Source organism: Trichocoleus sp. FACHB-46 (genome assembly GCF_014695385.1).
Lineage (GTDB): Bacteria > Cyanobacteriota > Cyanobacteriia > FACHB-46 > FACHB-46 > Trichocoleus.
This window is the reverse complement of record NZ_JACJOD010000041.1, coordinates 41,499-63,312: the sequence shown is the minus strand read 5'-3', so window position 1 is coordinate 63,312 and position 21,814 is coordinate 41,499. Positions and strand designations below refer to the sequence as shown.

Below are 21,814 nucleotides of genomic sequence, written 5' to 3'. Positions count from 1 at the left end.
TAGACACAACTCCCACAGCTACCGTTCCCCATTAGTTACCCATCCCCGGAAGTTGGAAAGTTTGGTGAATGCCAGCTGCAATCTGTTGAAATACCTGACTCGCCAAGGCGTTGGGGTCTGCGATCGCAATCGGTTGGCCTGCATCTCCGCCTTGACAAATAGGAGCCGCGATCGGCACTTCTCCGAGTAAAGGCGCTTGCAACTCAGTTGCTAACTGCTGGCCGCCGCCACTGCCAAAAATAGGGGTGCGATCGCCACAACTACCACAAACCAAATAACTCATGTTCTCGATAATGCCCAACACCGGAACTCCCACCCGTCGAAACATATGGATACTCCGGCGGACATCCGCAACTGCAACTTGCTGGGGAGTCGTAACCAACAAGACACCCCGAATTGGGCTCTCCTGAATAATCGTGATTTGGGCATCTCCAGTGCCAGGGGGGAGATCGATCAATAAATAATCTAACTCGCCCCACTCTACCTCTTGGATAAATTGAGTGATGATTTTGTGGAGCACAGGCCCGCGCCAAGCCAAGGGATGATCGGGTTCTGCTAATAGCCCTACTGACATTACTTTGATGCCGTGGGCTTCTAGAGGGATAAATCGCTGCCCTGCTGGAGTCCCCACAATCTGTACTTCTGTCTGGTTTAGCCCCAACATCTGCGGAATATTAGGACCGTAGACATCAGCATCCAAAATTCCAACCTTTGCTCCTTGTTGGGCCAGTGCTGCTGCCAAATTTACCGACACTGTTGATTTACCCACACCTCCTTTGCCACTAGAAATCGCCAACGTGGTTTTAACACCTGGAATCGTGCAGAGCTGAATATAGAGCTTTTTGCACCAAGTTAAATCAGACAAGCGCGATCGCACTTCGGCTTCTAGTTCCTGTTGATGAGTCCCAACATACAGCCGCAGATAAACATAATCTTCCACAATGCGGAGATTGCGTACCATACCCAGGCTGACAATGTCATTCTGTAAAACAGGTTCTACTATCTGTTTGAGGCGAGCCACTACCTCTGATTGACGTACCAGCAATGATGGATCAGGAGCAGCTTCAGAGGGTGCTTCGGCGAGACTAGGAGAACGGAAAGGAGAAGAGTGGCTAGACATTAGGAGTCGTGTTGAGGGAGTTCTGAATTTTTTGGATGGCTCGTTGGGCGTAGATGCATACATCTCTGTCTGGATCATCTAGCGCCTGTTTCAAGGGATTGATGGCCGCAGGATGCAATAAGTTGCCCAGAGCGATCGCCGCTTCTCGCCGCACATCAGAATACTCATCGGCTAAAGCTCTGACTAAGTCAGGCATCACCTGTTGATCAGGTGTCTGCTGAAGTGCTTGGGCCACAGCCTTTCGTACCTGCCAATGCTCATCGCTCAAGGCTTGTTGAAGCGTCGGAATGGCGGCTGGTGCTGCATGAATTGCAAGAGACTTAGCTGCATTCCGGCGTACCTGCCAATCAGCGTCAGTCGTCAGAGCTTGGCTCAACAAAGGCACGACTTCTGCATCGGTCAAATGCCCTAAGGTCAAAGCCGCCGCTCGTCGTACCGTTTCTGATGCATCTTGTAGGAGTGCCAAAGCAGGCTGGCACCGATCGACTTGGTTTAGGTAGCGCAAGGTCGTAATTGCCGCTTCCCGTAGTTCTGGTAGCTCGGCAGCAAAAAATGGCAACACATAAGGAAGAGATTGCACATCATGAATTTTGCGCAGCAGCACCAGCGCATGGAACTGTAGGTTAGTATCCTTTTGCTGCAAAGCATCCAGTAACAACAGTAGATGGTCGGGAGAAACCAACTCACCTAAAGCTGATTGCGCCTCCTCGCGAATTTCCTCATCAGGAGAAGCCAAACAACTGATTAGTGCTGGCACTGCGGCTGGGTTCGCCAACTCCCAAAGCGCTGTCACCGCCAACTTTTGCACTACAGTACTTTCATCTTGCAAGGCTGTCATAAGTGGAGTGAGAGCTGCCTCATCCCCTAAATGTTGCAGAGTTTTGACAGCGACCAAGCGATCGCTTACCTCAGGCGATCGCAACATCTCCAACCACGGTTCTAGTTCTTGATTCGTCTCCACAGACATCTCTCTTCCTTACCTCAACAAGAATGGAATTTTCACAGTGATCGCATTGGTAGGGCACTCCTTCTCGCAGGGTAAGCAGAACCAACACTCGTCATATTTCATATAGGCTTTCCCCGTGTCAGGGTTTTTCGCCAAGACATCTAGTGGACATACTTCAATACAAGCTGTACACTTTTCCAAGCACTTCGACTCATCTACAATCACAGGTACATCTACTCGCTGCGTTGCTAACGCCATATATACTCTCCAAACTTATATTCCATTTCTCTACTTGTTGCTACAGCTCTTAAGTAGCCACCTTTTCTATGCTTCACTTACGCTGTCAAAGCCCTTTTGAAGGGAGTTTTAGGGATGCAACCGTCCCTCGACGGGGGTTTGGGGGCAAGTGCCCCGAGGCTTCGGTTTCAACGAACCGCCACATCATAAACTTCTCGTTCCAAATCTACCTGCACCATATAAGGTTCTACAGGCCGCTTGAACAGATTCATCTCCCCTGTCTCATCTTGCTGCACAATGACATGGCAGAACCACTCTTCATTGTTCTTTTCTGGGCAATCTACGCGATAGTGATACAGACCCCAGCGGCTTTCTCGACGATACAAAGAAGCTCTTGCCGCCATCTCCGCACAGTCGCGGATAAAATGAACCTCCATACAGCGCATTAGTTCATGGGGATCGCGGGCTCCCATTTGGTCTAGGGCTTCGTGATAACGCACAAAATGTCTGAGACCAATCTCCATTTTGTGATCCACCTTCGGAGGTTGCAGATAATCATTCACCAAGCGGCGTAGCTTAAACTCTACCTGCGTATGCGGGATACCGTCAGGACGGCTCAAAGGAGCATAGATACGCTGTTTCTCTGCTTCCAGAAACTCTTGGTCAGGCTCAACATGCTCTAAATCTTGGCCGTATTCCACTGCATGGGTACCTGCTAAGCGACCAAAGACAAAGGCTCCAATCATGTAATTGTGAGGTACGCTCGCCATGTCTCCCGCCGCATAAAGGCCAGGCACCGTGGTTTCAGCTTTTTCATTTACCCGGACCCCAGAAGCACTATGGCCGCTGCACAAACCAATCTCGGAGATGTTCATTTCGACTCCGTGGGTACGGTAGTTTTCACCTCGCCCCTCGTGAAATCTCCCTCGGCTAGGACGCTCATTCGCCCAAAGAACCGACTCAATCTCAGAAATTGTGTCCTCATCTAAGTGAGTCATCTTGAGTTGCACAGGGCCTTTACCAGAGTTCAGTTCCTTCCAAACCTCCAGCATCATCTGGCCACTCCAGTAGTCACAGCTAATGAAGCGATGTCCTTCTGCATTGGCAGTATAAGCCCCAAACGGACTAGCTACATAAGCGCAGGCGGGACCGTTGTAATCCTTCATCAAAGGATTGATCTGAAAACATTCGATGTTGGATAGCTCGGCACCTGCATGGTAGGCCATTGAGTAGCCATCTCCTGCATTGGTAGGGTTCTCGTAAGTGCCGTAGAGATAACCAGAAGCAGGTAAGCCCAAGCGCCCACAAGCTCCAGTACAGAGAATGACAGCCTTGGCTTGAATCACCACAAAATCACCATTGCGGACATCAAACCCAACGGCTCCGATCGCCCGACCGTCTTTGACTAAAATCCGCGTAGCCATGACGCGATTGGTGACTCTGGCTTTGTGGCGCTTCACTTGCCGAGCTAAAATCGTCTTTAAATCCTTCCCTTCGGGCATTGGTAGCACATATTTACCCACCCGATGCACTTGTTTCAAGTCATAGTTGCCTTGAGCATCCTTTTGGAATTTTACGCCCCAGCTTTCTAGCTCTTGAATCGTCTCGTAGCCCAGCTTCCCAGTTTGGTAGACTGCCTTTTGGTCGAGAATACCATCATTGGCGATCGTAACTTCTCGCACATATTGCTCAGGTGTAGAGTGACCAGGAATCACAGCGGTATTGACGCCATCCATCCCCATCGCGATCGCCCCACTACGACGGATGTTAGCCTTTTCCAGGACTAACACATCTCCTTCCGGGTTTGCTTGCTTAGCCTTGATCGCAGCCATCGTTCCAGCCGTACCGCCGCCAATCACTAGAATATCCGTCTTCAGCCATTGAGTATCCACTCAACCTATCCCTCTAGTAGCGATAATCTATTACTTCAACAGTAAAAATTGTTAGCGAGAATATCTTTGAGCTAAATCTTACTGAATCTCAAACACGAAAAAACTAAAACTCATGTTTTTATTTTGAATCAAGAATCACTGTTCCTCTATCCACATCTTTTATTGACTGATAGAATACTTTGATATCGGCAAAATCAAGAAATTTTCAAATAAGGGTTGTAGGGCTGTGGAGGTTTATCAAGTTCGAGTTTTTCTGGAAGTTGCTCGATATTTAAGTTTTACTGAGGCGGCAGATACTCTGAACTTAACTCAGCCTGCGGTAAGCGCCAAAATTAAATCTTTAGAGTCAGAAATTGGCACTTCACTTTTTCATCGTTTAGGTCGCAAGGTTCAGCTTACAGAAGTGGGTCAATTTCTATTTGCCGAAGGCCAAAAGCTGATTGATCTAGAGAACCATCTACTCAAGACGATTGAGGAAATTAAACAAGGAAAATTAGGTCAACTGAAGGTTGGCTGCACTACTGCGATCGCGGAACACTGGCTCCCAGAGGTACTCTTTCGCTATCGTCAGCAGTATCCTGATATTCAAACTCAGTGTGTTGTGTTTAATTCAGCCGAAAGTCTGCATCGAGCTTTAACGAGCAACCAAATTGATCTAGGTGTTTCAGAAATTGATTTGGGTGATTTTTCTGAAATCTCGGCTACAGCGATCGCCCCCATTCACTATGCTTTGATTGTGGCAACAAACCATCCTCTAACCAAACAGAAATGGTTAAGTTTAAAGGAGTTGCAAAAGCAAAGATGGGTGGTACTACCTGCTAGTTCTGCAAATCGTCTAGTTTTGGAATCTCGGCTAACCGAATTGGGGCTGTTGCTCGCTGACTTTCCTCAAATTGAAACCGTTGATACTTTAAGCTTGGTACGGACTTATTTAACCCAAGGAAACTATGTAGGATTTGCTTCAGATTTAGAATTCAAGTCTGAGCGACAATCCCGTATTTTGACGAGCATTCCGCTCCAAGAATTTCCTGTGCCAGGGAATGTGTTTCTGTTACTACCCCAGCGCTTAAGTCAGTCAGTTATACCACCCAGCGATCGCCCCAGTCGTAAATCTCCAAGCTTAAATCCGATCCAAAAGTTTGTGGCTCTCGTTCAACCCGCTCAAACTTCTACCTCTCAGTTAGCGGCTGCGTCTCCTGCAACTGAACCCTCAGTGCGCCTGCGATCGCCCAGTTTAATTACGCGATCTCATCAAACTCACCATCCTGAAACGATCACCATTCGAATTGGGATACAGAATGCCACGATTCCCACGGTGACAGGAGGTTTAGTAATTCAGCGCTTGGGCTTGCTAGAACATTTCTTACCCAGGAGCGGTCGCTACAGTTCTACTCAATATCAAATTCAGTGGCAAGATTTCTCTTTGGGTGCCCCCATTATTCAAGGGTTACAGTCAGGGCAACTAGATATTGGCTTATTGGGTGATTATCCTTCCCTGCTCAGTGCCACGTCTCCCTCAGACTCTCCTCATCCAGTCTCTAAAACTCGCTTGGTCAGTTTTGTCTCAGCTAATCCAGATGGCTCTTGCAATGCTGTGATTGTGCCGCATGAATCTAAATTGCAGAGTGTAGAAGATTTGCGGGGGCGAGTGATTGCGGTTCCCTTCAGTTCCTCCGCTCACGGCATGGTGATGCGATCGCTCCAAACGGCCAACCTTTTATCAGACGTAACCATTGCCGCACTCGATCAAGCAAACTTAAATCGTCCTTTCCAACACCCAACCAAACTCGCCGATGGTTATGCTCACTTTGCTCCCTTCCACGCGATCGCTTGCCAGCAAGGAAAGTTCCGCTATCTGTTGGACGATGACTTAAGCGGTCTGCCGGCGTTTCATGCTGTCGTAGTGAGCGAAGTTCTAGCAGAACAACATCCAGAGATCGTGATTGCTTACTTGAAAGCCTTGCAAGCGGCTCAATATTGGTGCGCTAACACCTCTGCGGCTTTACCCTTGATTAGTCGTTGGACCCAACTTGAGACCGAAATTATTGTGCAACTGCTCAGCAGTACCTTCCAGAAGCAACTGCCAAACCGTTTCTTTTCAGAAATGACCATTCGGCCTGATTGGATCGCCCAACATATCGCTCAACTTAGCTTGATTCCAGGAAATGAGAGCCTAAAAGCGATCGATCTCAACCAATGGGTTCAATCAGACCTCCTCCAAACCGCCAAAGCTCAGCTCTAAACTACCTTCCTCCTTCTAAATATCCATACTCTTCAACGTTTCTTCTCGAATCAGATCAAAGATCTGACGGTTGAGTTGCACAAATTCGGGAGATAAGATGTCATCAGTGTGGCGAGGGCGAGGTAATGGCACCGTCAAGGTAGTCTTAATACGGCCTGGATTTACACCCATGACAAAGATGCGATCGCTCAGAAAAATCGCTTCTTCAATATCATGAGTTACGAAAATAACAGTTGTCTTTAAGTCGTTCCAAATGCTGAGCAGTAGCTCCTGCATCATATGTCGAGTTTGGGCATCTAGTGCCGCAAATGGTTCATCCATCAGCAACACAGAAGGAGAATTCACTAAGGCTCGCACAATACTGGCTCTTTGCTGCATTCCGCCGGACAACTGGTGGGGATAAGAATGGCGATGCTTATAAAGCCCAACTCGATTTAGATATTCATGTACCAGTGCTTCGCGTTCTGTCTTAGATAAGCCGCGAATCTTTAAGCCAAACTCGATATTCTGAAAGGTCGTTTTCCAAGGTAATAGTGAATATTGCTGAAAGACAAAGCCTCGGTCGGCTCCAGGTTGATCGACTAAGCGTTGATCAACCGAGATATAACCTCGATTAGGTCGAATAAAACCAGCAATAGAGTTCAAAATCGTTGACTTGCCACAACCAGAGGGGCCGAGTAAACAGACAAATTCACCAGGATTAATCTTTAAATCGATCGATTCCAGAACCGGAATATGATGTCCCTGACGCTTGAAAGAAACTGACAACTGTTCAACTTCTACTAGCCCTTTGACTGAAGGCTTGCTCGTTCTTTCTACTAACTTTGTCATAGTTCTGCCATCTCTCCACACTCACGAATTCATTAGCAATCCCTAGCGCTATGAAGCTAAGTTCGTTGTTTCTGAGTGATCCGCCAGGGCATGAGTAAGCCAGTCAAGCGATCGACTAAGTAAGTACTAAACAATCCCATCAAACCAATCAACAACATACCCATGACAATGGGGGGATAGTTGGAAGTGACATAAGACTCCCAAGTGATATAACCCACACCGTAGCGACCTGCCAAGATTTCAGCCGTCACTAAACAAAACCAGGAATTTCCCATGCCAATTACCAGACCGCTAGCAATACAAGGCATGGCACCAGGAACCACAATATCCTTAAAGATTTGCCATTGCTTGGCTCCTAGACATTGCCCCACTCGGAGCAAAATCACATCGGTTCCCTCCACCCCCCGAATTGTACTAATGAGGATAGGAAAGAAGGCTCCTAAAAAGGTGATGTAGATCATCCCTGCTTCGGACGTAGGAAACATCAAAATTGCTAAGGGAATCCAGGCAACGGCTGGGATAGGCCGCAAGATTTCTAGAGGTAGAAAGATTAAATCTTCTAGTTTCTGGAACCAGCCGATTAAGATTCCTAAGCTCACCCCTAATATAGTGGCAACACTAAAGCCAACTAACACTCGAATTGCGCTGGCCTGAATATGCACCATTGCGTTGCCCGTGAAGAATTCCACAGTTGCATGAAAGACTTCTAATGGAGATGGCAAAAACTCAAAGCTGACAAAGAAATTAAACTTCGCCATACAGAGCAATTGCCAAATCCCAAAAAAGAGAACCAGAGAAAGGCATTGCCTGAGTACTTTACCTGTAGGAAAGGACAAACGAGCAGACCGCTGACTACGTTGAGATTGGCTTCGAAGTTGGCTTACAAAGCCACTTAAGCTGCTGAGCCAGGTAGTTTTGCTAGAACGCTTAGAAGAAGAGGAGCTAGACATGCGACATCTTTCCGTGAAAGGAACTCAGGCAATACCCAAAATAGACAAAGTGTGATGTTTCAGGATAAATACGATTTATTTAGCAGCGATCGCGGCGGGCTGAGCACTTTGAGCATAGAGCGTCTGTAGGCCATTAAAGTCAGCGACCTTAGTTCCTGCTTTCTCGGCAAAGGCTTGGGCATCGGGTTCTAACAGGAAAGCCGTTACTTCATCACCGTTCTGCACGTAGAAGGACTTTTCGGCAAACAACTTCCAGCCATTGGTGCGATCGTGGACAAACACGACACTAGGAGTTTTACCCTCTTTTTTGAGCTTATCCAATGCCGTCACCATGTTTTTAATCGAGGCAAAGTTAACTACCTTATCTTCGCCTTTGACCCAGACTTGAGCAGCTAACTTAGGCTCTGTAATCGGCTCTTGGGTCAGCGCATCTTTACCACCGATCACATTCTGATCAGCAAGAGTGCCAAGTTCCGCCTCACTCACGCCCAGTTCTTTAGTTGCCTGTTTCAGATAGCTGTCATCCGCCCAAGTTGCGACATCATCTGGATTGACACTGGCATCTAACTTGCCAATTTGCTTGAGGGTGGTGACGCTATTTTTGAGCGCTGTCAACTGGTAAGACTGAATTCTGGGATCAAGCTTTTGAATGCCGGAAGGCCCCAGAAACATGTAAACCACTTCTTTTTCAATCCCAGACCATTTCTGAATGTTGCTAGCAACAACTTCTGGTTGCTCGCGGAAGAGTTTGTTTGCTTCCAGCACCGCCTTCAGATACGCCACCACAATTTCTGGGTTGGCTTCAGCAAAATCTGAACGTACCACTACCCCGTGAAAAGTGGGTGTGCCTGCTTGGGCACCATCCAAAATCTTGCGGGCGAAACCGCGAAATGGAAACAACTCGCCGTAAGGCACAAAGTCCGCATGGGCATCAATCTGGCTTTTCTGTAAACTGCTGCCTCCCACTTCAGGCGACTGGCTGACTAAGGTGACATCTTTTTGCGGGTCAATTCCTGCATCTTTGAGTGACTTCAGGATCATGCCGTGGGCCGAAGAACCGAATGGTACAGAAATCATTTTACCCTTCAGATCTTGCAGTGTTTTGTAAGGGCTGTCTTTGGGGACCACTACCGCGTTACCCGCGCCGTTGGGACTGTAAGCGAGGGTAGCAATGTATTTAGTTTTGACCCCATTTCCCTTCTTTTGAAATGTAGTGATGTTAATGGTAGAAGGGAAGTCTGCCATCATCCCAATATCAATTTGGTTCGCCAACATTTTGTTGGTGAGAGGTGGCGCAGAAGTATAGCTAGACCACTCAATTTTGTATTCTGTATTGGCGTACTTTCCGGTTTTAGGTAAGTATTTCTCTAGCAGTTTTCCTTCACGAATTACCGAGCCACCTGTCACTGTATTGATGGTTTGATCTTGAGTGCCAATAGAAATACGAACTACTTTTTTTCCTGTATCAGCACCCGAACTATTAGTAGCTTCTTTGGAACAGCCACTACTAAACAGTAAGGACACTGTAATTAAGCAGGAAACAGCACTTCTCCGAACAATTGAGTCCATAATTCACAGCAAGAACTAAGTTTTGAGCAATGATTCAGTGGCTCTAGCAGTACAGGAGCTTACCTGCTGCACTTGATTGCCAACTGCCCCAGAGCGATGAATGTAGGCACTAACAGGACCCTCTCCAGTAGAATCTTAGGCAGTATACCTTAAAACTACGGTTAATCGATAGGCTTTTTGTAGTTAGTGATTAATTAAGACAATGCCATGGGCAAAACCAAAGTTCAAGCAGGTAGTTCAAGCTGCGAACTCAGTTAAATTTACTGACAGGAAAACCGCAAATGTATAGCTTTCAAGCAATTCCGCTAACAAATCAATCTGCAAACGCTTGATATCGATAAACAAAACGATTGAGTCAATATATTTCTTCTATAGAAATGCTCTATCTAGCTGGATGTTGTATCGCTAAATACAAGCTCTAAATAAAGTCAGGAATTTTTCATTCTACAGAAGCTAAATCTGAAGAATGACGGTTGTTTGGTGGAAGAGGAGGGGCGATCGCTTTCCACAATCACTCTCCACAATCACTGGTTTTCTAGGCCAGCTCGCTCTATAACTGCAAGGCATGATAGGATGCCATTGATCTAAAATACTATAACTTGATAGAGTTACCGTATATTTTATTTTATGCGGGTTTAGCTGGTTCTTAGTCTCCAGGAAAAACTACCTGAGCTTTTGAGAGGTCGAGCAACTATGGTGTTAGCGGATTTTCGGACAATTTATGAGCGAGATCCAGCGGCCCGCAATTGGCTGGAAATCTTGTTTTGCTATCCCGGACTTCAAGCTCTACAGTTCCACCGCTTAGCCCATTGGTTATATGGTCTGAAAGTGCCTTTGGTACCTCGACTCATTTCTCAACTCAGCCGTTTTCTAACTGGAATCGAAATCCATCCGGGAGCCGAGATTGGCAAGGGAGTCTTTATTGACCACGGGATGGGGGTGGTGATTGGGGAAACAGCCATAGTGGGCGACTATGCCTTGATTTATCAAGGAGTTACCTTAGGCGGAACGGGCAAGGAAACCGGGAAGCGGCACCCAACCGTAGGAGAGCATGTTGTGGTTGGTGCGGGAGCCAAGGTGTTAGGCAATATCCAAATTGGTCATCACACCCGGATTGGTGCAGGCTCAGTGGTGCTGCGAAATGTTCCTAGCTACAGTACTGTCGTGGGTATTCCTGGGCGGGTAATTCCTCAAGATCGCACAAGTGCTGGAATCCCAGGCAATAGCGGCTTACGAGATGTGGAAGCGGAAGTAATTCAGCTATTGTTTGAGCGAGTTAAATTCTTAGAACAACAGATCGAGCAGTTGCAATCGTCTGCTACTTCACTTCCTGCCTCAAGCGAAGTAGGGGTGTCAAGTGAGAAAGCCAACTCTGACTTGATGATTGAAGAATTTCTCAATGGGGCGGGCATCTAGCTTTTGTAGCTGTCTTCTGAAGCTAGGTTCTCAAGCTAGAGATAAAAAACTTGAATAAACTCATTCAAATTTGCTATCAAAAAATTGACATTTACCTAAACCCCGGTTAGTCTATCGGGATATAGTATTTTTGAAGGCTATGTCTATCTCCGTGCTACCTCGAACTCAAGCCTCATCAACGAATTCCCGGCATTTTGCGCCGCGATCGCTGTTGCCTTTGGAAACGGAGAGCTGCTGGAAGATTGAGACGGGTGTAGTTAGAGCCTTGAGCTGGTTAGAGGATGGCACTGTCGTCACGCTAGGCTTGTGGGGAGCAGGAGAAATTGTGGGCAAAGCGTTAGCCCAAATCGACCCCTATCAATTGGAGTGTTTGACAAAAGTAGAGGCAACTCGACTGGAAACCGACAACTGGCTGCAAACTCAATCCGCTTTGCTGGCTCATATTCAACAAGCTGGAGAGTTGACGCTAATTCGCAGCCATCGTCGCGTTGATATGATGCTGCTGAAGCTACTGAATTGGTTAGGCAAAAAGTTTGGTCGTCAAGTTGAGCAAGGACAACTGATCGATCTGCGCCTCACCCACCAAGATATTGCTGACATGCTCGGCTCCACTCGCGTCACCATTACCCGCACTCTCAATCAGCTAGAGCAACAGGGCTTGATTCGTCGCCTATCCCTCCAGCGCATTGTGCTGCAAGAAGAAGAAGTTTGGCACTATGAGATCTAGGCGAGATCTAGGGCAACCATGAGAGGGCTATAACGAGTAGATTTTGATGTGGGTCCGAAGTTAATCTTTAGGCGGATGCGAATCGTGTCAACTAGTAGCGAAACTGTGTAGTAGTTGCCCCCTCCTAACCGCGATCGCGCCAGTTGTTCATGTCAACTAGATTTTTTGTATCCGTTGAAGAAAAAACACGGCTATTCCATGCGGAGCTGGTTAAAGCAGGGGTAGAGTATCAACAAGCAAGTCGGGTAGCCAAGGTTCTAGCCCAGAATCAGTTCGAAGAATCCTTGCCCCCTGAAGAAGCTCAACTGACTGAAGAAGCTTGCCGCATTTGGTTGCAGCATCGCCAGCGCCTAAACTTTATCGAACAAACTCTCGCTTCCTTTTCTGCCAAGCCAACTACTGAGATTTCTGCTACCAAGTTAACTGAGTCGAACTGCAAAAATTGTGCGGGTTCTAACCAATCGTTGGGTTGACGTTGCTAAAAGTTTGGCGGGTTTGGTAGAGGCGGGTCTTGTACCTAACTTTCCATGACTGGGACACTCACAAGCGGCACCGCTAGCACCTTTAAGGGTTGGGTGGTTATGGATGCGATCGCAAGCTAGCATGAATGAGTAGCGCAACGATACAAGTTTTAACCAATGTCATCTATAACGCAGCAAACCGATTAGATTAGACAATAATTTAGAGCTGCAAGCATTCAGGGCATCTGGCAGGAGTTAATCACGATGGCAAGCAAGCAAATTTTGATGTTGGTGGGCGATTACGTCGAAGATTATGAAGTGATGGTGCCTTTCCAAGCGTTACAAATGGTTGGGCATACCGTGCACGCAATTTGTCCCCACAAAGAAGCAGGCGACAAAATCCGAACCGCGATTCACGACTTTGAAGGTGACCAAACCTACAGCGAGAAACCTGGGCACAACTTTGAACTCAACGCCACCTTCGACTACATTGACGAAGCCAATTATGATGCCTTGGTGATCCCAGGGGGACGAGCGCCAGAGTATATTCGCCTCAACTCGCGGGTGATTGAGATTGTACGTCATTTTGCGGGCCACAACAAACCGATCGCGGTTATTTGTCATGGCCCGCAAGTCTTGGTAGCGGCTGGTGTGTTGGCGGGTAAGCGTTGTGCGGCTTATCCTACCTGCGCCCCCGACGTGAATCGGGCTGGAGGAGAATATGTAGAAATTGCTGTGCATGACGCGATCGCTGATGGCAATTTGATCTCAGCTCCTGCTTGGCCCGCTCATCCGCGCTGGTTGGCTGAGTTTCTCAAAGCCCTCGGCACCAAGATTGAGCACGAGCAGGAAGAGATGGCAGCTGTTTAATGTGAACTCCAGAATGAATATTTTTACTTACGCTCTCCATTTAGTCGGATCTGCGGCTACGGCTTATGTCTACGCTCGACAAATTCGCGATCCTCTGACACGACCTAATATTGTTGCGGGATTTCAACTGGCTGAGTCGGGCTCTGTGCCGTTTCTAGAAGCATTACGCGATCGCGCTGCTGCCGAAGGAGATACCTGGTTAGCGGAGAAACTAGGCCGTCATGCCGCAGATGAACGGCGACATGGGCAAATCTTTGCTCAAGCGTTGAAGCAGCTCAACAAGCAAGTGATCGATTTCAAACAACTGGCGAAGCAATCCGAAGATCGCAAACCTGAAGAGCGCCGCAGTCCTTTCTTTGCTGCCTATTTTGAGGGCTATGCTCAGGCTGACCTCAAGCCAGAAAATATAGATTGGACTGTATTCATGGCTAGTACTTATATTCTGGAACTCGATGCCAGCAAAGACTTTGCCCGGATGGCTCAAGTTCTCCCTGACGATGATCTACGGAGTGCCAGCCTGAAGAAAGGGATGTTCAGTATCGCCAAGGATGAAACTGGACATGCCGCCTATCTGTATGAAGCGCTAGAGCGTCGCTTACCTGCTGCTCAAGTGGCTGAACTTGTGGATGAATGGCGATCGCGCAAAGTCAATGCTTTATTGGCAATGGTCGGTAGCCTGGTACAGAAAAGCGGTCAGATGCCTTCCTTAGTGCAAGATGGTGCTCCCACCGAAGCTTCTTCTGAAGAGCCCGCAATCCAGGTAGCAGCGTAACCGATTCTCCTGGTTAATTCGGAAAAATGCCTTGCACAATATGACCCTGAAAGCTGTAGGGGCAATCCCTTGTGGTTGCCCTTAAACATCATCCTGTTACTCTCCCTTGGCAATTGCCGAAACCAATGCGAGCATATCCAGATTTCTCACAGTAACCCCGTAGAATTACCTCATCTCCATCCACTAGGAACGATCGCTGTTCTCCAGTGGGTAGTTCGATGGGTTGGGAGCCGCGTTGAGTAATCTCTAGCAAGCATCCTTGAGAACCGGGCTCTGCTCCAGAGATAGTGCCACTAGCAAGCAAATCAGCAGGACGGAGATTACAACCATTGCTGGCATGATGAGTGAGCATCTGAGCCAAGGTCCAATACATTTGCTGAAACGAACCCTGACTAAGCCGCAAGGGTGCAATGCCTGCCTCTCGCATTTGAGCAGAACATAGAGATACTTCGACAGTGATGGCAATGCCTCCCTGTTGGCGATCGCGCTCAGAAGATAAATAAGGTAGAGGCTCTGGATCTCCTGCGGCGCGTTGAAATGCAGGACAGCGAAAAGGAGCTAGGGCTTCCGTAGTCACGACCCACGGAGAAATGGTAGTGGCGAAGTTCTTAGCTAGAAATGGGCCTAAAGGTTGGTATTCCCAAGCTTGAATATCTCTAGCAGACCAATCATTAACTAAGCACAGTCCAAAGAGATAATCCTCAGCCTGATCGATGGCGATCGCCTCCCCTAATTCATTGCCAACTCCTATGAAAGCTCCGATTTCCAGCTCGTAGTCCAACATTTGACTGGGGCCAAAGCTCGGCGCTGTAGCTTCTGGTGGTTTGCGTTGACCGTTGGGGCGCTTGATGTTTGTACCGCTGACCATAATGGAAGAAGCGCGTCCGTGATAAGCGATCGGTACATATTTGTAATTAGGCAGCAAAGGATTGTCAGGACGGAACAGCTTGCCGACGTTGGTTGCATGAAAAATAGACGCATAAAAGTCTGTGTAGTCAGCGATTGCGGCAGGTAATAGCATCTCCGCTTCCGACATGGGCAAGAGAAGATTGGGGTTCATAGAAGCATCCTGCTGAGGCGATCGCAACAGCTCACTCAAGCGCTGCCGCAATACCGATGCTGCTAAATTACCCAAAGCCATTAGAGCATTGAGATTAGAGTCTACACAAGCTGCTTGCAGATCTTCAGGCAGCCCTTCTAGAAGCCCACGTTCATGACACTGGAGGAGATCTAAAATTTGATCGCCGATCGCCACACCCAGACGAGGATATTCAGTGCTATTGCGTCTGTGAAACACCCCCAACGGTAGGTTTTGAATGGGAAAGTCTGTATTGGGTTGGTTAGCGGACTCCACCCAACTCCGCAAATTTGGATCATGCGTGGCATTGATGGCAGAAGACATAGCACCTTAAACCTCCCTTGTAGGGGCGTAGCATTTGGACAGTGATTAAAAGGGAAAACAATTGAGTGTTATTCCAAATGCTATGTCCTTGAGGACAGATCGAGACTATTGAGTTAGCTCAACTTTGCACTGGACAAAGCATTCAGATCAGAGTTTACAGTCGGTGGTTTACACTGCTGGCTGGATGCTTTGTCCCTACGAGTTTTTAGAAAGTGCGAATTATGCGTGGTGCATCAGTTCTTTGGTGGGCCAAGCGGTGAGTTGTGCACCTTGCTGGTATTCCTCCAATGAGAAGGCATCTACTTGAATAGCTTCATTACGTGCAGATTCGGCTTCTCGGATTAGAGTGGCTTCTGCTGCTGTAATCACTCCAGCTTCCAAAGCGGCATCGATCAACTTTTCGGGCTTAGCAGGTGGGAGTTTGCCATCGCGGATAGCCGCTTTAATGGTTTTGAGGATAGCTTCGGCTTGGATAGATAGCTGGAAGGCTTGCTCCAATCGTCCTAGCGCTTCATCCGGATGCGAGGGAACGTAGATATTGGTGGTTAAGCGATCGCGTACTCCTTCGGGTATCTCCACCGCTTGAGCCAGTGTGCCGCCGAGTTCATCTGTTGGCAGGGTGCCGATGGGATTGAGTCGAGACCACCAAAGAATTGGCCCTCGGAGTACTGGGCCAAGGATAGGGATTGATAGATTGGCAAATAATCCTTCAAATGCCAGTTGAATTTGCGCAAAAGCATACTGCATTGACCAATGCACCAGAGGGAGATCTTCTGGGTTGCGTCCCTCTGCCTCAAAGCGGCGTAAGGTAGCCATACCTAGATACATCCAGGAGAGCACATCGGCAAAACGCCCCGTCAGCTTCTCCTGTCGCTTCAAGGAACCGCCAAAAGCAATCAGAGCGATGTCTGTGAGGGTAGCAAAGGTGGCAGATGCCCAAGCCAGTTTGCGATAATACTGTGCCGTGGGGCCAGATACGGGAGATTGAGCCAATGTTCCACGGGAAAGACTGAGCACAATCGACCGGATGGTATTGCGGACCATCAAGCCGATGTGATGCCAAAGCGCATGATCAAAGGCGATCGCATCTCCCTCATTCAAAGCCGTAACTTCTTGATAAATGTAAGGATGGCAACGAATTGCTCCCTGTCCAAAAATCATCAAGGTGCGAGTGAGGATATTTGCGCCCTCTACTGTAATCGGGATGGGCATAGCGGTGTAGACGTTGGCTAAAAGGTTTCGCGGGCCTTTGCAAATCCCTGAACCACCCAGAATATCCATGCCATCATTGACTAACTTACGGGATAACTCGGTAAATTGATATTTGGCGATCGCGGAAACCACAGCTGGCTTTTCTCCATTGTCCACGGCGGCGCAGGTGTAGATGCGAGCAGCTTCCATCAGGTAGGTCAGCCCAGCAATCCGGGCTAGGGGTTCCTCCACGCCTTCAAAGCGGCCAATGGATAAACCAAACTGACGTCTAACTACCGCGTGGGCACTAGTAACTCGCGTGACCAATTTGGCAATTCCGGTACAAGAGGCAGGGAAACTAATGCCTCGGCCTGCCGCCAAGCTTTGCATCAACATCTTCCAGCCTTGGCCTGCCTGTTCACTGCCACCGATAATTTGGTCAATGGAAACGACCACATTCTGCCCTTCTACCGGAGAGTTGTAAAACGGTACTCCCATAGGATCGTGGCGTTTACCCAGTACTAGACCGGGAGTATCCGCTGGAATCAAGGCGCAGGTAATACCGACATTCTCACCCTTACCCAGGAGATTTTCGGGGTCACGGAGTTTGAAGGCCAAGCCGATTAGGGTGGCGATCGCTCCTAATGTGATATATCGCTTGCGGAAGTTCAACAGCAGATACAGTTTTTCGTCTCCACCCCGGAACACAATGCCTTCTGAGGTGATACTGGCAGCATCAGAACCAGCAGTAGGTTCAGTGAGGGCAAAACAAGGCATCTCTTCGCCCTTAGCTAATCGAGGGAGATAATAATCTTTTTGCTCTGGGGTGCCGTAATTCAGTAGCAGTTTCGCGGGGCCAAGAGAATTGGTGACTCCAACGGTGGCTGTATGAATAAACGATCGCGATGCTAATTTCACCATCACCGCACTGTAGGCCAAGTTGGAGAAACCCAACCCGCCGTATTCTTGCGGAATCATCATGCCGAAGAAGCGCTCTTGTTTGAGATAATGCCACACTTCTGGCGGCAAGTCTTTACGGCGATTGATCTCCCAATCCGTCGCCATCCGGCAAACTTGCTCTACAGGCCCATCTAGGAATGCTTGACTTTCGGTTGACAGTTCTGGATAGGGCTCACTGTTCATCCGTTTCAGGTCAGGTGCACCAGAGAAAAATTCTCCATCGACCCAAACTGTTCCTGCCTCGATCGCGGCTTTCTCGGTTTCAGAAATACTGGGTAATAGCTTCAGCGTTTGAATTGCTTGCATCAAGGGAACTGTAAGGAGCGATCGCCGCAGCAGAGGGAGATTCAGCACTAGGGCTATAATCCCGAACCCGATCCATAACCAGATAGAAGCTTGAAAAACGGCTAAAACACCCGCCGTATAGAGAGACCAAGCCCAGAGAGGTACTCCTATATAACCGAGAATCAGAAAGAGAACAAGGGAAAGAGAGAGGGCAATCGCCAAAGGAATAGGAAGCATGACCTTCACCAAATCGATTTAGATAAAGATGCGATTCGATTACCTCTAATAACCCCTCCCCCGCCCCCTCTCCGTATCGGTGAGGGGTATATCAATTAATTCGGTTCCCTCTCCTCGTGGGGGAGGGTTAGGGAGGGGTCTGTTTAATTGCTAAAGCATCAAGTTTTCAATCACGCCAGCAGCGCCCATGCCGCCACCGACACACATCGTCACCAAGCCGTAGCGCACACCGCGTCGTTTCATCTCGTGAAGAATTGTAGCGGTGAGTTTAGCTCCAGTCATACCTAAAGGATGTCCTAGAGCGATCGCGCCACCATTGACATTGATGATCTCCTCGTTGAGACCCAGTTTACGGATCACAGCTAGAGATTGAGCGGCAAAGGCTTCATTGAGTTCAATTAAGCCAATGTCATCTAGGGTTAAACCGACTTGCTTGAGTACCCTGGGAATTGCTTCTACAGGCCCAATCCCCATCACTTCCGGAGGTACGCCAGCCACACTGAAACCTAACAATCGTCCCATTGGTTTCACGCCTAGCTCATCCATCTTGCGTTGGCTCATGATGATTGTGGCAGCAGCCCCATCGGACATTTGCGAGGAATTGCCAGCCGTGACACTACCGCCCATGCGAAACACAGAAGGCAGTTTGGCTAAAGCTTCCATACTCGTATCCGCACGTGGACCTTCATCTACTTGAAAGATCGTATCTACTGTTTTGGCTTCGCCATCTACATATAGCGTTTCGTGAATGGGGAGCGGAATCGTTTCTTCCTCAAATTTCCCTGCTTGAATGGCGGCCAAAGCTCGCTGGTGCGATCGCAGAGCAAAGGCATCTTGATCTTCACGCGAAACGTGATACTGCTGCACCACATTTTCAGCCGTTAACCCCATTGTGCAGTAGACTTGCGGCGTTGAAGTCATCAGGTCTGGGTTGGGAACCATCGCGTGACCTCCCATCGGAATCAGGCTCATGGTTTCTGCACCACCTGCCACCATTACGTCCGCTTGTCCTGTCATCACGGCTTGAGTCGCCATCGCGATCGTCTGTAATCCCGAAGCACAGAAGCGATTCACGGTGCAGCCTGCGACGGTGTCGGGTAATCCCGCCCGTTGAGCAATCACCCGTCCCAAGTTAAATCCTTGTTCAGCTTCCGGGAAGGAGCAACCGATGATGATATCGTCAATCTGTTTGGGTTCTAGTCCTTCTACCCTGGCGATCGCTCCCTTGACTGCGATCGCCCCCATATCGTCAGGACGCATGTTGCGGAGGGTACCGCGAGGCGCTTTGCCCACTGCCGTCCGAACGCTGCTCACAATATATGCATCTTGCATGGTCGTTTCTCCTTAGTTCCGCAGTGGCTTCTTCGTCTTCAACATGTGGGTGATCCGCTCTTGGGTTTTGGGTTGGCTGAGGAGCGGCAAGAAATTCTCCCGTTCTAGACGCAACAGGTAATCTTCATGCACTAGAGCGGGAGCGGAGAGTTCGCCCCCTGTCATCACATAAGCCAACTTTCCTGCTAGGTAGCGATCGTATTCGCTAGCAAAACCACCTTGTTGGAAAACATAAGCGATATGTTCTAGCATGGCTCTGGCGGGACGGCCCAGGACCATAATGGCGGTTTGTTCTGGCGGTGGTGCATACCCAGCGCGATCGAGATGGATAACCTCAGCTTTAGCCACTTCTAGGCGATTCTCTCCAGTGATCAAAATGCGGGCATCACAAGGGAGGTATCCCATCTGTTGGGCTTCGTAGGCACTGGTAGAAACCTTAGCCATCGCAATCGTTTCAAAAGCGGCCTTGAGGAACGGTTGAATGTCGCTGGGAGAGTCGCTAGCGGCTCGTTCTGCCACTCGTGCCACAGTCCTCATGATGCCGCCTGCCCCTGGAATTAGACCCACGCCTACCTCTACCAAGCCAATATAGGTTTCAGCGGCAGCAACGACATGAGGACAAGCCATCACTAGCTCACAACCACCTCCCAAGGCTCGCCCTTGCAGGGCAATGACTACAGGTTTGGGGGCATAGCGGATGCGCTGGAGAACTGACTGGAACTCCACAATCAGGTCATCCAATGCTTGCAAGTTGCCCGATTGGGCGGTCATTCCCATTTCAGCGAGGTTTGCACCGCCAGAGAAATGAGCGCTACCGTTGCCAATCACCATGCCTTTTAGGTCGTCCCGCTCTTCTAAGATATCTAGAACCTCAGCTAACCCTTCTACTACTTTGAAGCTGAGGGTATTGCCTTTAGAGCGGAATTCATACAGCGCTACACCATCACCCAAATCCAGCAAAGCGGCTTCAGCATTCTGCCACAATGTTTTTTGTGGGTCTGTTTTAATAGCTTCTAAATCAATTTTCTCCACTGTAGGGGCGAAGCATTCGGAAGTAGGCTTAGTAGTTGGTTGCAAAGAGTATTGCCCGAATGCTTCGCCCCTACTCTGCATGGCCTCTACCCATTCGGGCACCGAGATATTGGCTGCTTTCATATCTGCCAGTACGGTTTCAAAGCCTAGCATCTCCCAAATCTCAAAGGGGCCAACATCCCAGCCAAACCCCCAGCACATAGCTCGGTCGATATCAGCAGGGCTATCAGCAATTTCAGGGATACGACGGACGCTATATCCGAGTAAGTCCAGTGTGGTGGTGCGGAAGAACTGCCCTGCACGACCAGGATCTTTGTACAGAGCTTGCAAGCGATCGCTCAAACCTGAAACCTTACCCAACTTCTCTACCTCGCCCAAATCCATTGGCTTGGCAGGCTCGTAGCTCATGGTTTCGGGATTAACTGAAAGAATTTCACCCTTCTGTTTCTTGTAAAATCCTTGTCCCCCTTTGGCTCCGATCGCCCCTGCCATGACGAGTTTGTGCAGCACTTCTGGCACCCGGAACATCTCGCGGTTTTCATCGTGGGGAATGGCAGGATAAAGGTTTTTTGTCACATACATCAGGGTATCTAAACCCACCAAGTCAGCGGTGCGAAAGGTGGCTGATTTGGGTCGTCCTACCAGAGTCCCGGTGAGAGTATCGACCTCCTCAATGGTGTATCCTTGCTCCGTCCATGCTCGTAAGCCTTGCATCGTGGCATACATGCCAATGCGGTTGGCGATGAAGTTGGGTGTGTCTTTGGCAATCACCACACCTTTGCCTAAGCGGGTCTCTCCAAACCAGCGCATGCGTGCGACTACTTGCGGATCTGTTTCCGGAGTCGGGATGATTTCCAGCAATTTTAGATAGCGGGGTGGATTGAAGAAATGGGTGCCTAAAAAGCGTTGGCGGAAGGATTCTGCTCGACCTTCCGCGATCGCATGAATCGGCAATCCGCTGGTATTAGTAGAAATTACAGCATCTGACCGCATGACCGCTTCCAGCCGTTGCATCAGTTGTTGCTTGATGTCTAGATTCTCAACAACAGCCTCAATGACCCAATCTACATTGGCTAGACGATCAAAATGTTCTTCAAAGTTACCCAGGATGACGCGATGAGCCACCTTATCCGTAAAGAAGATCGGTGGAGATAGCTTGCGGGCTTTCTTAAACGCGCCTTCTACCAAATCATTTTTATTCCCTGTCTTGGCAGGCAGATCCAATAGATGCACAGTCAGACCGATATTGGCGAGGTGAGCAGCAATCTGGCTTCCCATTACACCTGCACCCAGGACGGCGGCGGTTCGAAATGGCTTAAACATTGAGAAACTCTCCCTTGCG

The 21,814-nt window shown here is 48.7% G+C and carries 17 protein-coding genes; 6 read left to right on the top strand and 11 right to left on the bottom strand.

The annotated features are described in order from the left end of the window. Nucleotides 1-31 precede the first annotated feature (31 nt). The 4 genes from H6F72_RS23760 to H6F72_RS23745 form a co-directional block, all read right to left on the bottom strand. Nucleotides 32-1,120, bottom strand: a complete 1,089-nt coding sequence (locus H6F72_RS23760) for an Mrp/NBP35 family ATP-binding protein (protein ID WP_190441634.1) — start codon at nt 1,118-1,120, stop codon at nt 32-34. Beyond that, entirely contained in the window at nt 1,113-2,087 is a 975-nt protein-coding gene (locus tag H6F72_RS23755; RefSeq protein WP_190441633.1) for a HEAT repeat domain-containing protein, read from the bottom strand. Before H6F72_RS23755 ends, H6F72_RS23760 begins: the two co-directional genes overlap by 8 nt. A 9-nt stretch (nt 2,088-2,096) precedes the next feature. Next, nucleotides 2,097-2,324: a ferredoxin family protein gene (locus H6F72_RS23750; RefSeq protein ID WP_190441632.1), complete on the bottom strand. Its 228-nt coding sequence runs from the start codon at nt 2,322-2,324 to the stop codon at nt 2,097-2,099. Nucleotides 2,325-2,491: 167 nt separating this feature from the next. After that, on the bottom strand, nt 2,492-4,195 hold the full coding sequence (locus H6F72_RS23745) for a fumarate reductase/succinate dehydrogenase flavoprotein subunit (protein ID WP_190441631.1): 1,704 nt from the start codon (nt 4,193-4,195) through the stop codon (nt 2,492-2,494). A gap of 226 nt (nt 4,196-4,421) precedes the next feature. Between H6F72_RS23745 and H6F72_RS23740 the strand changes: the two genes are divergently transcribed. Continuing rightward, nucleotides 4,422-6,437, top strand: coding sequence for a LysR substrate-binding domain-containing protein (locus H6F72_RS23740; RefSeq protein WP_190441630.1), 2,016 nt, complete (start codon nt 4,422-4,424; stop codon nt 6,435-6,437). 15 nt (nt 6,438-6,452) lie between these two features. Here the strand turns inward: H6F72_RS23740 and H6F72_RS23735 are convergent, their stop codons facing one another. The 3 genes from H6F72_RS23735 to H6F72_RS23725 all read right to left on the bottom strand — a co-directional run bounded on the left by H6F72_RS23735 (nt 6,453) and on the right by H6F72_RS23725 (nt 9,787). Beyond that, nucleotides 6,453-7,268 carry an ABC transporter ATP-binding protein gene (locus H6F72_RS23735; RefSeq protein WP_190441629.1) on the bottom strand — a complete coding sequence of 272 codons (816 nt, stop codon included), beginning with the start codon at nt 7,266-7,268 and terminating at the stop codon, nt 6,453-6,455. A gap of 56 nt (nt 7,269-7,324) precedes the next feature. Further along, nucleotides 7,325-8,026 (bottom strand): ABC transporter permease, encoded by a 702-nt coding sequence (locus H6F72_RS23730; protein WP_242017098.1) that lies wholly within the window; start codon nt 8,024-8,026, stop codon nt 7,325-7,327. 267 nt (nt 8,027-8,293) lie between these two features. Then, nucleotides 8,294-9,787 carry an ABC transporter substrate-binding protein gene (locus H6F72_RS23725; protein WP_190441627.1) on the bottom strand — a complete coding sequence of 498 codons (1,494 nt, stop codon included), beginning with the start codon at nt 9,785-9,787 and terminating at the stop codon, nt 8,294-8,296. 693 nt (nt 9,788-10,480) lie between these two features. Here H6F72_RS23725 and cysE point away from each other — a divergent pair. From cysE to H6F72_RS23700, 5 genes are all read left to right on the top strand, one after another. Beyond that, entirely contained in the window at nt 10,481-11,203 is a 723-nt protein-coding gene (cysE, locus tag H6F72_RS23720; protein WP_190441626.1) for a serine O-acetyltransferase, read from the top strand. Nucleotides 11,204-11,342: 139 nt separating this feature from the next. Next, nucleotides 11,343-11,930, top strand: a complete 588-nt coding sequence (locus H6F72_RS23715; RefSeq protein WP_190441625.1) for a Crp/Fnr family transcriptional regulator — start codon at nt 11,343-11,345, stop codon at nt 11,928-11,930. 149 nt (nt 11,931-12,079) lie between these two features. Beyond that, complete coding sequence (locus tag H6F72_RS23710) at nt 12,080-12,403, top strand: hypothetical protein (RefSeq protein ID WP_190441624.1); 324 nt, start codon at nt 12,080-12,082, stop codon at nt 12,401-12,403. A 252-nt stretch (nt 12,404-12,655) separates the two neighbouring features. Next, nucleotides 12,656-13,261 (top strand): DJ-1/PfpI family protein, encoded by a 606-nt coding sequence (locus H6F72_RS23705; protein WP_190441623.1) that lies wholly within the window; start codon nt 12,656-12,658, stop codon nt 13,259-13,261. 13 nt (nt 13,262-13,274) lie between these two features. Further along, nucleotides 13,275-14,033 (top strand): ferritin-like domain-containing protein, encoded by a 759-nt coding sequence (locus H6F72_RS23700; RefSeq protein ID WP_190441622.1) that lies wholly within the window; start codon nt 13,275-13,277, stop codon nt 14,031-14,033. 88 nt (nt 14,034-14,121) lie between these two features. On the opposite strand, the gene fahA is transcribed toward H6F72_RS23700, so the two are convergent. The 4 genes from fahA to H6F72_RS23680 form a co-directional block, all read right to left on the bottom strand. Then, nucleotides 14,122-15,435, bottom strand: a complete 1,314-nt coding sequence (fahA, locus tag H6F72_RS23695; RefSeq protein WP_190441621.1) for a fumarylacetoacetase — start codon at nt 15,433-15,435, stop codon at nt 14,122-14,124. Nucleotides 15,436-15,654: 219 nt separating this feature from the next. After that, a complete protein-coding gene (locus tag H6F72_RS23690; protein ID WP_190441620.1) occupies nt 15,655-18,108 on the bottom strand; it encodes an acyl-CoA dehydrogenase in 2,454 nt (817 codons plus the stop codon). Nucleotides 18,109-18,258: 150 nt separating this feature from the next. After that, on the bottom strand, nt 18,259-19,440 hold the full coding sequence (locus H6F72_RS23685; RefSeq protein ID WP_190441619.1) for an acetyl-CoA C-acyltransferase: 1,182 nt from the start codon (nt 19,438-19,440) through the stop codon (nt 18,259-18,261). Nucleotides 19,441-19,452: 12 nt separating this feature from the next. Further along, the gene (locus H6F72_RS23680; protein WP_190441617.1) at nt 19,453-21,795 is read right to left on the bottom strand and encodes a 3-hydroxyacyl-CoA dehydrogenase/enoyl-CoA hydratase family protein; all 2,343 of its coding nucleotides are present in this window, start codon (nt 21,793-21,795) and stop codon (nt 19,453-19,455) included. Between the last annotated feature and the right edge of the window lie 19 nt (nt 21,796-21,814).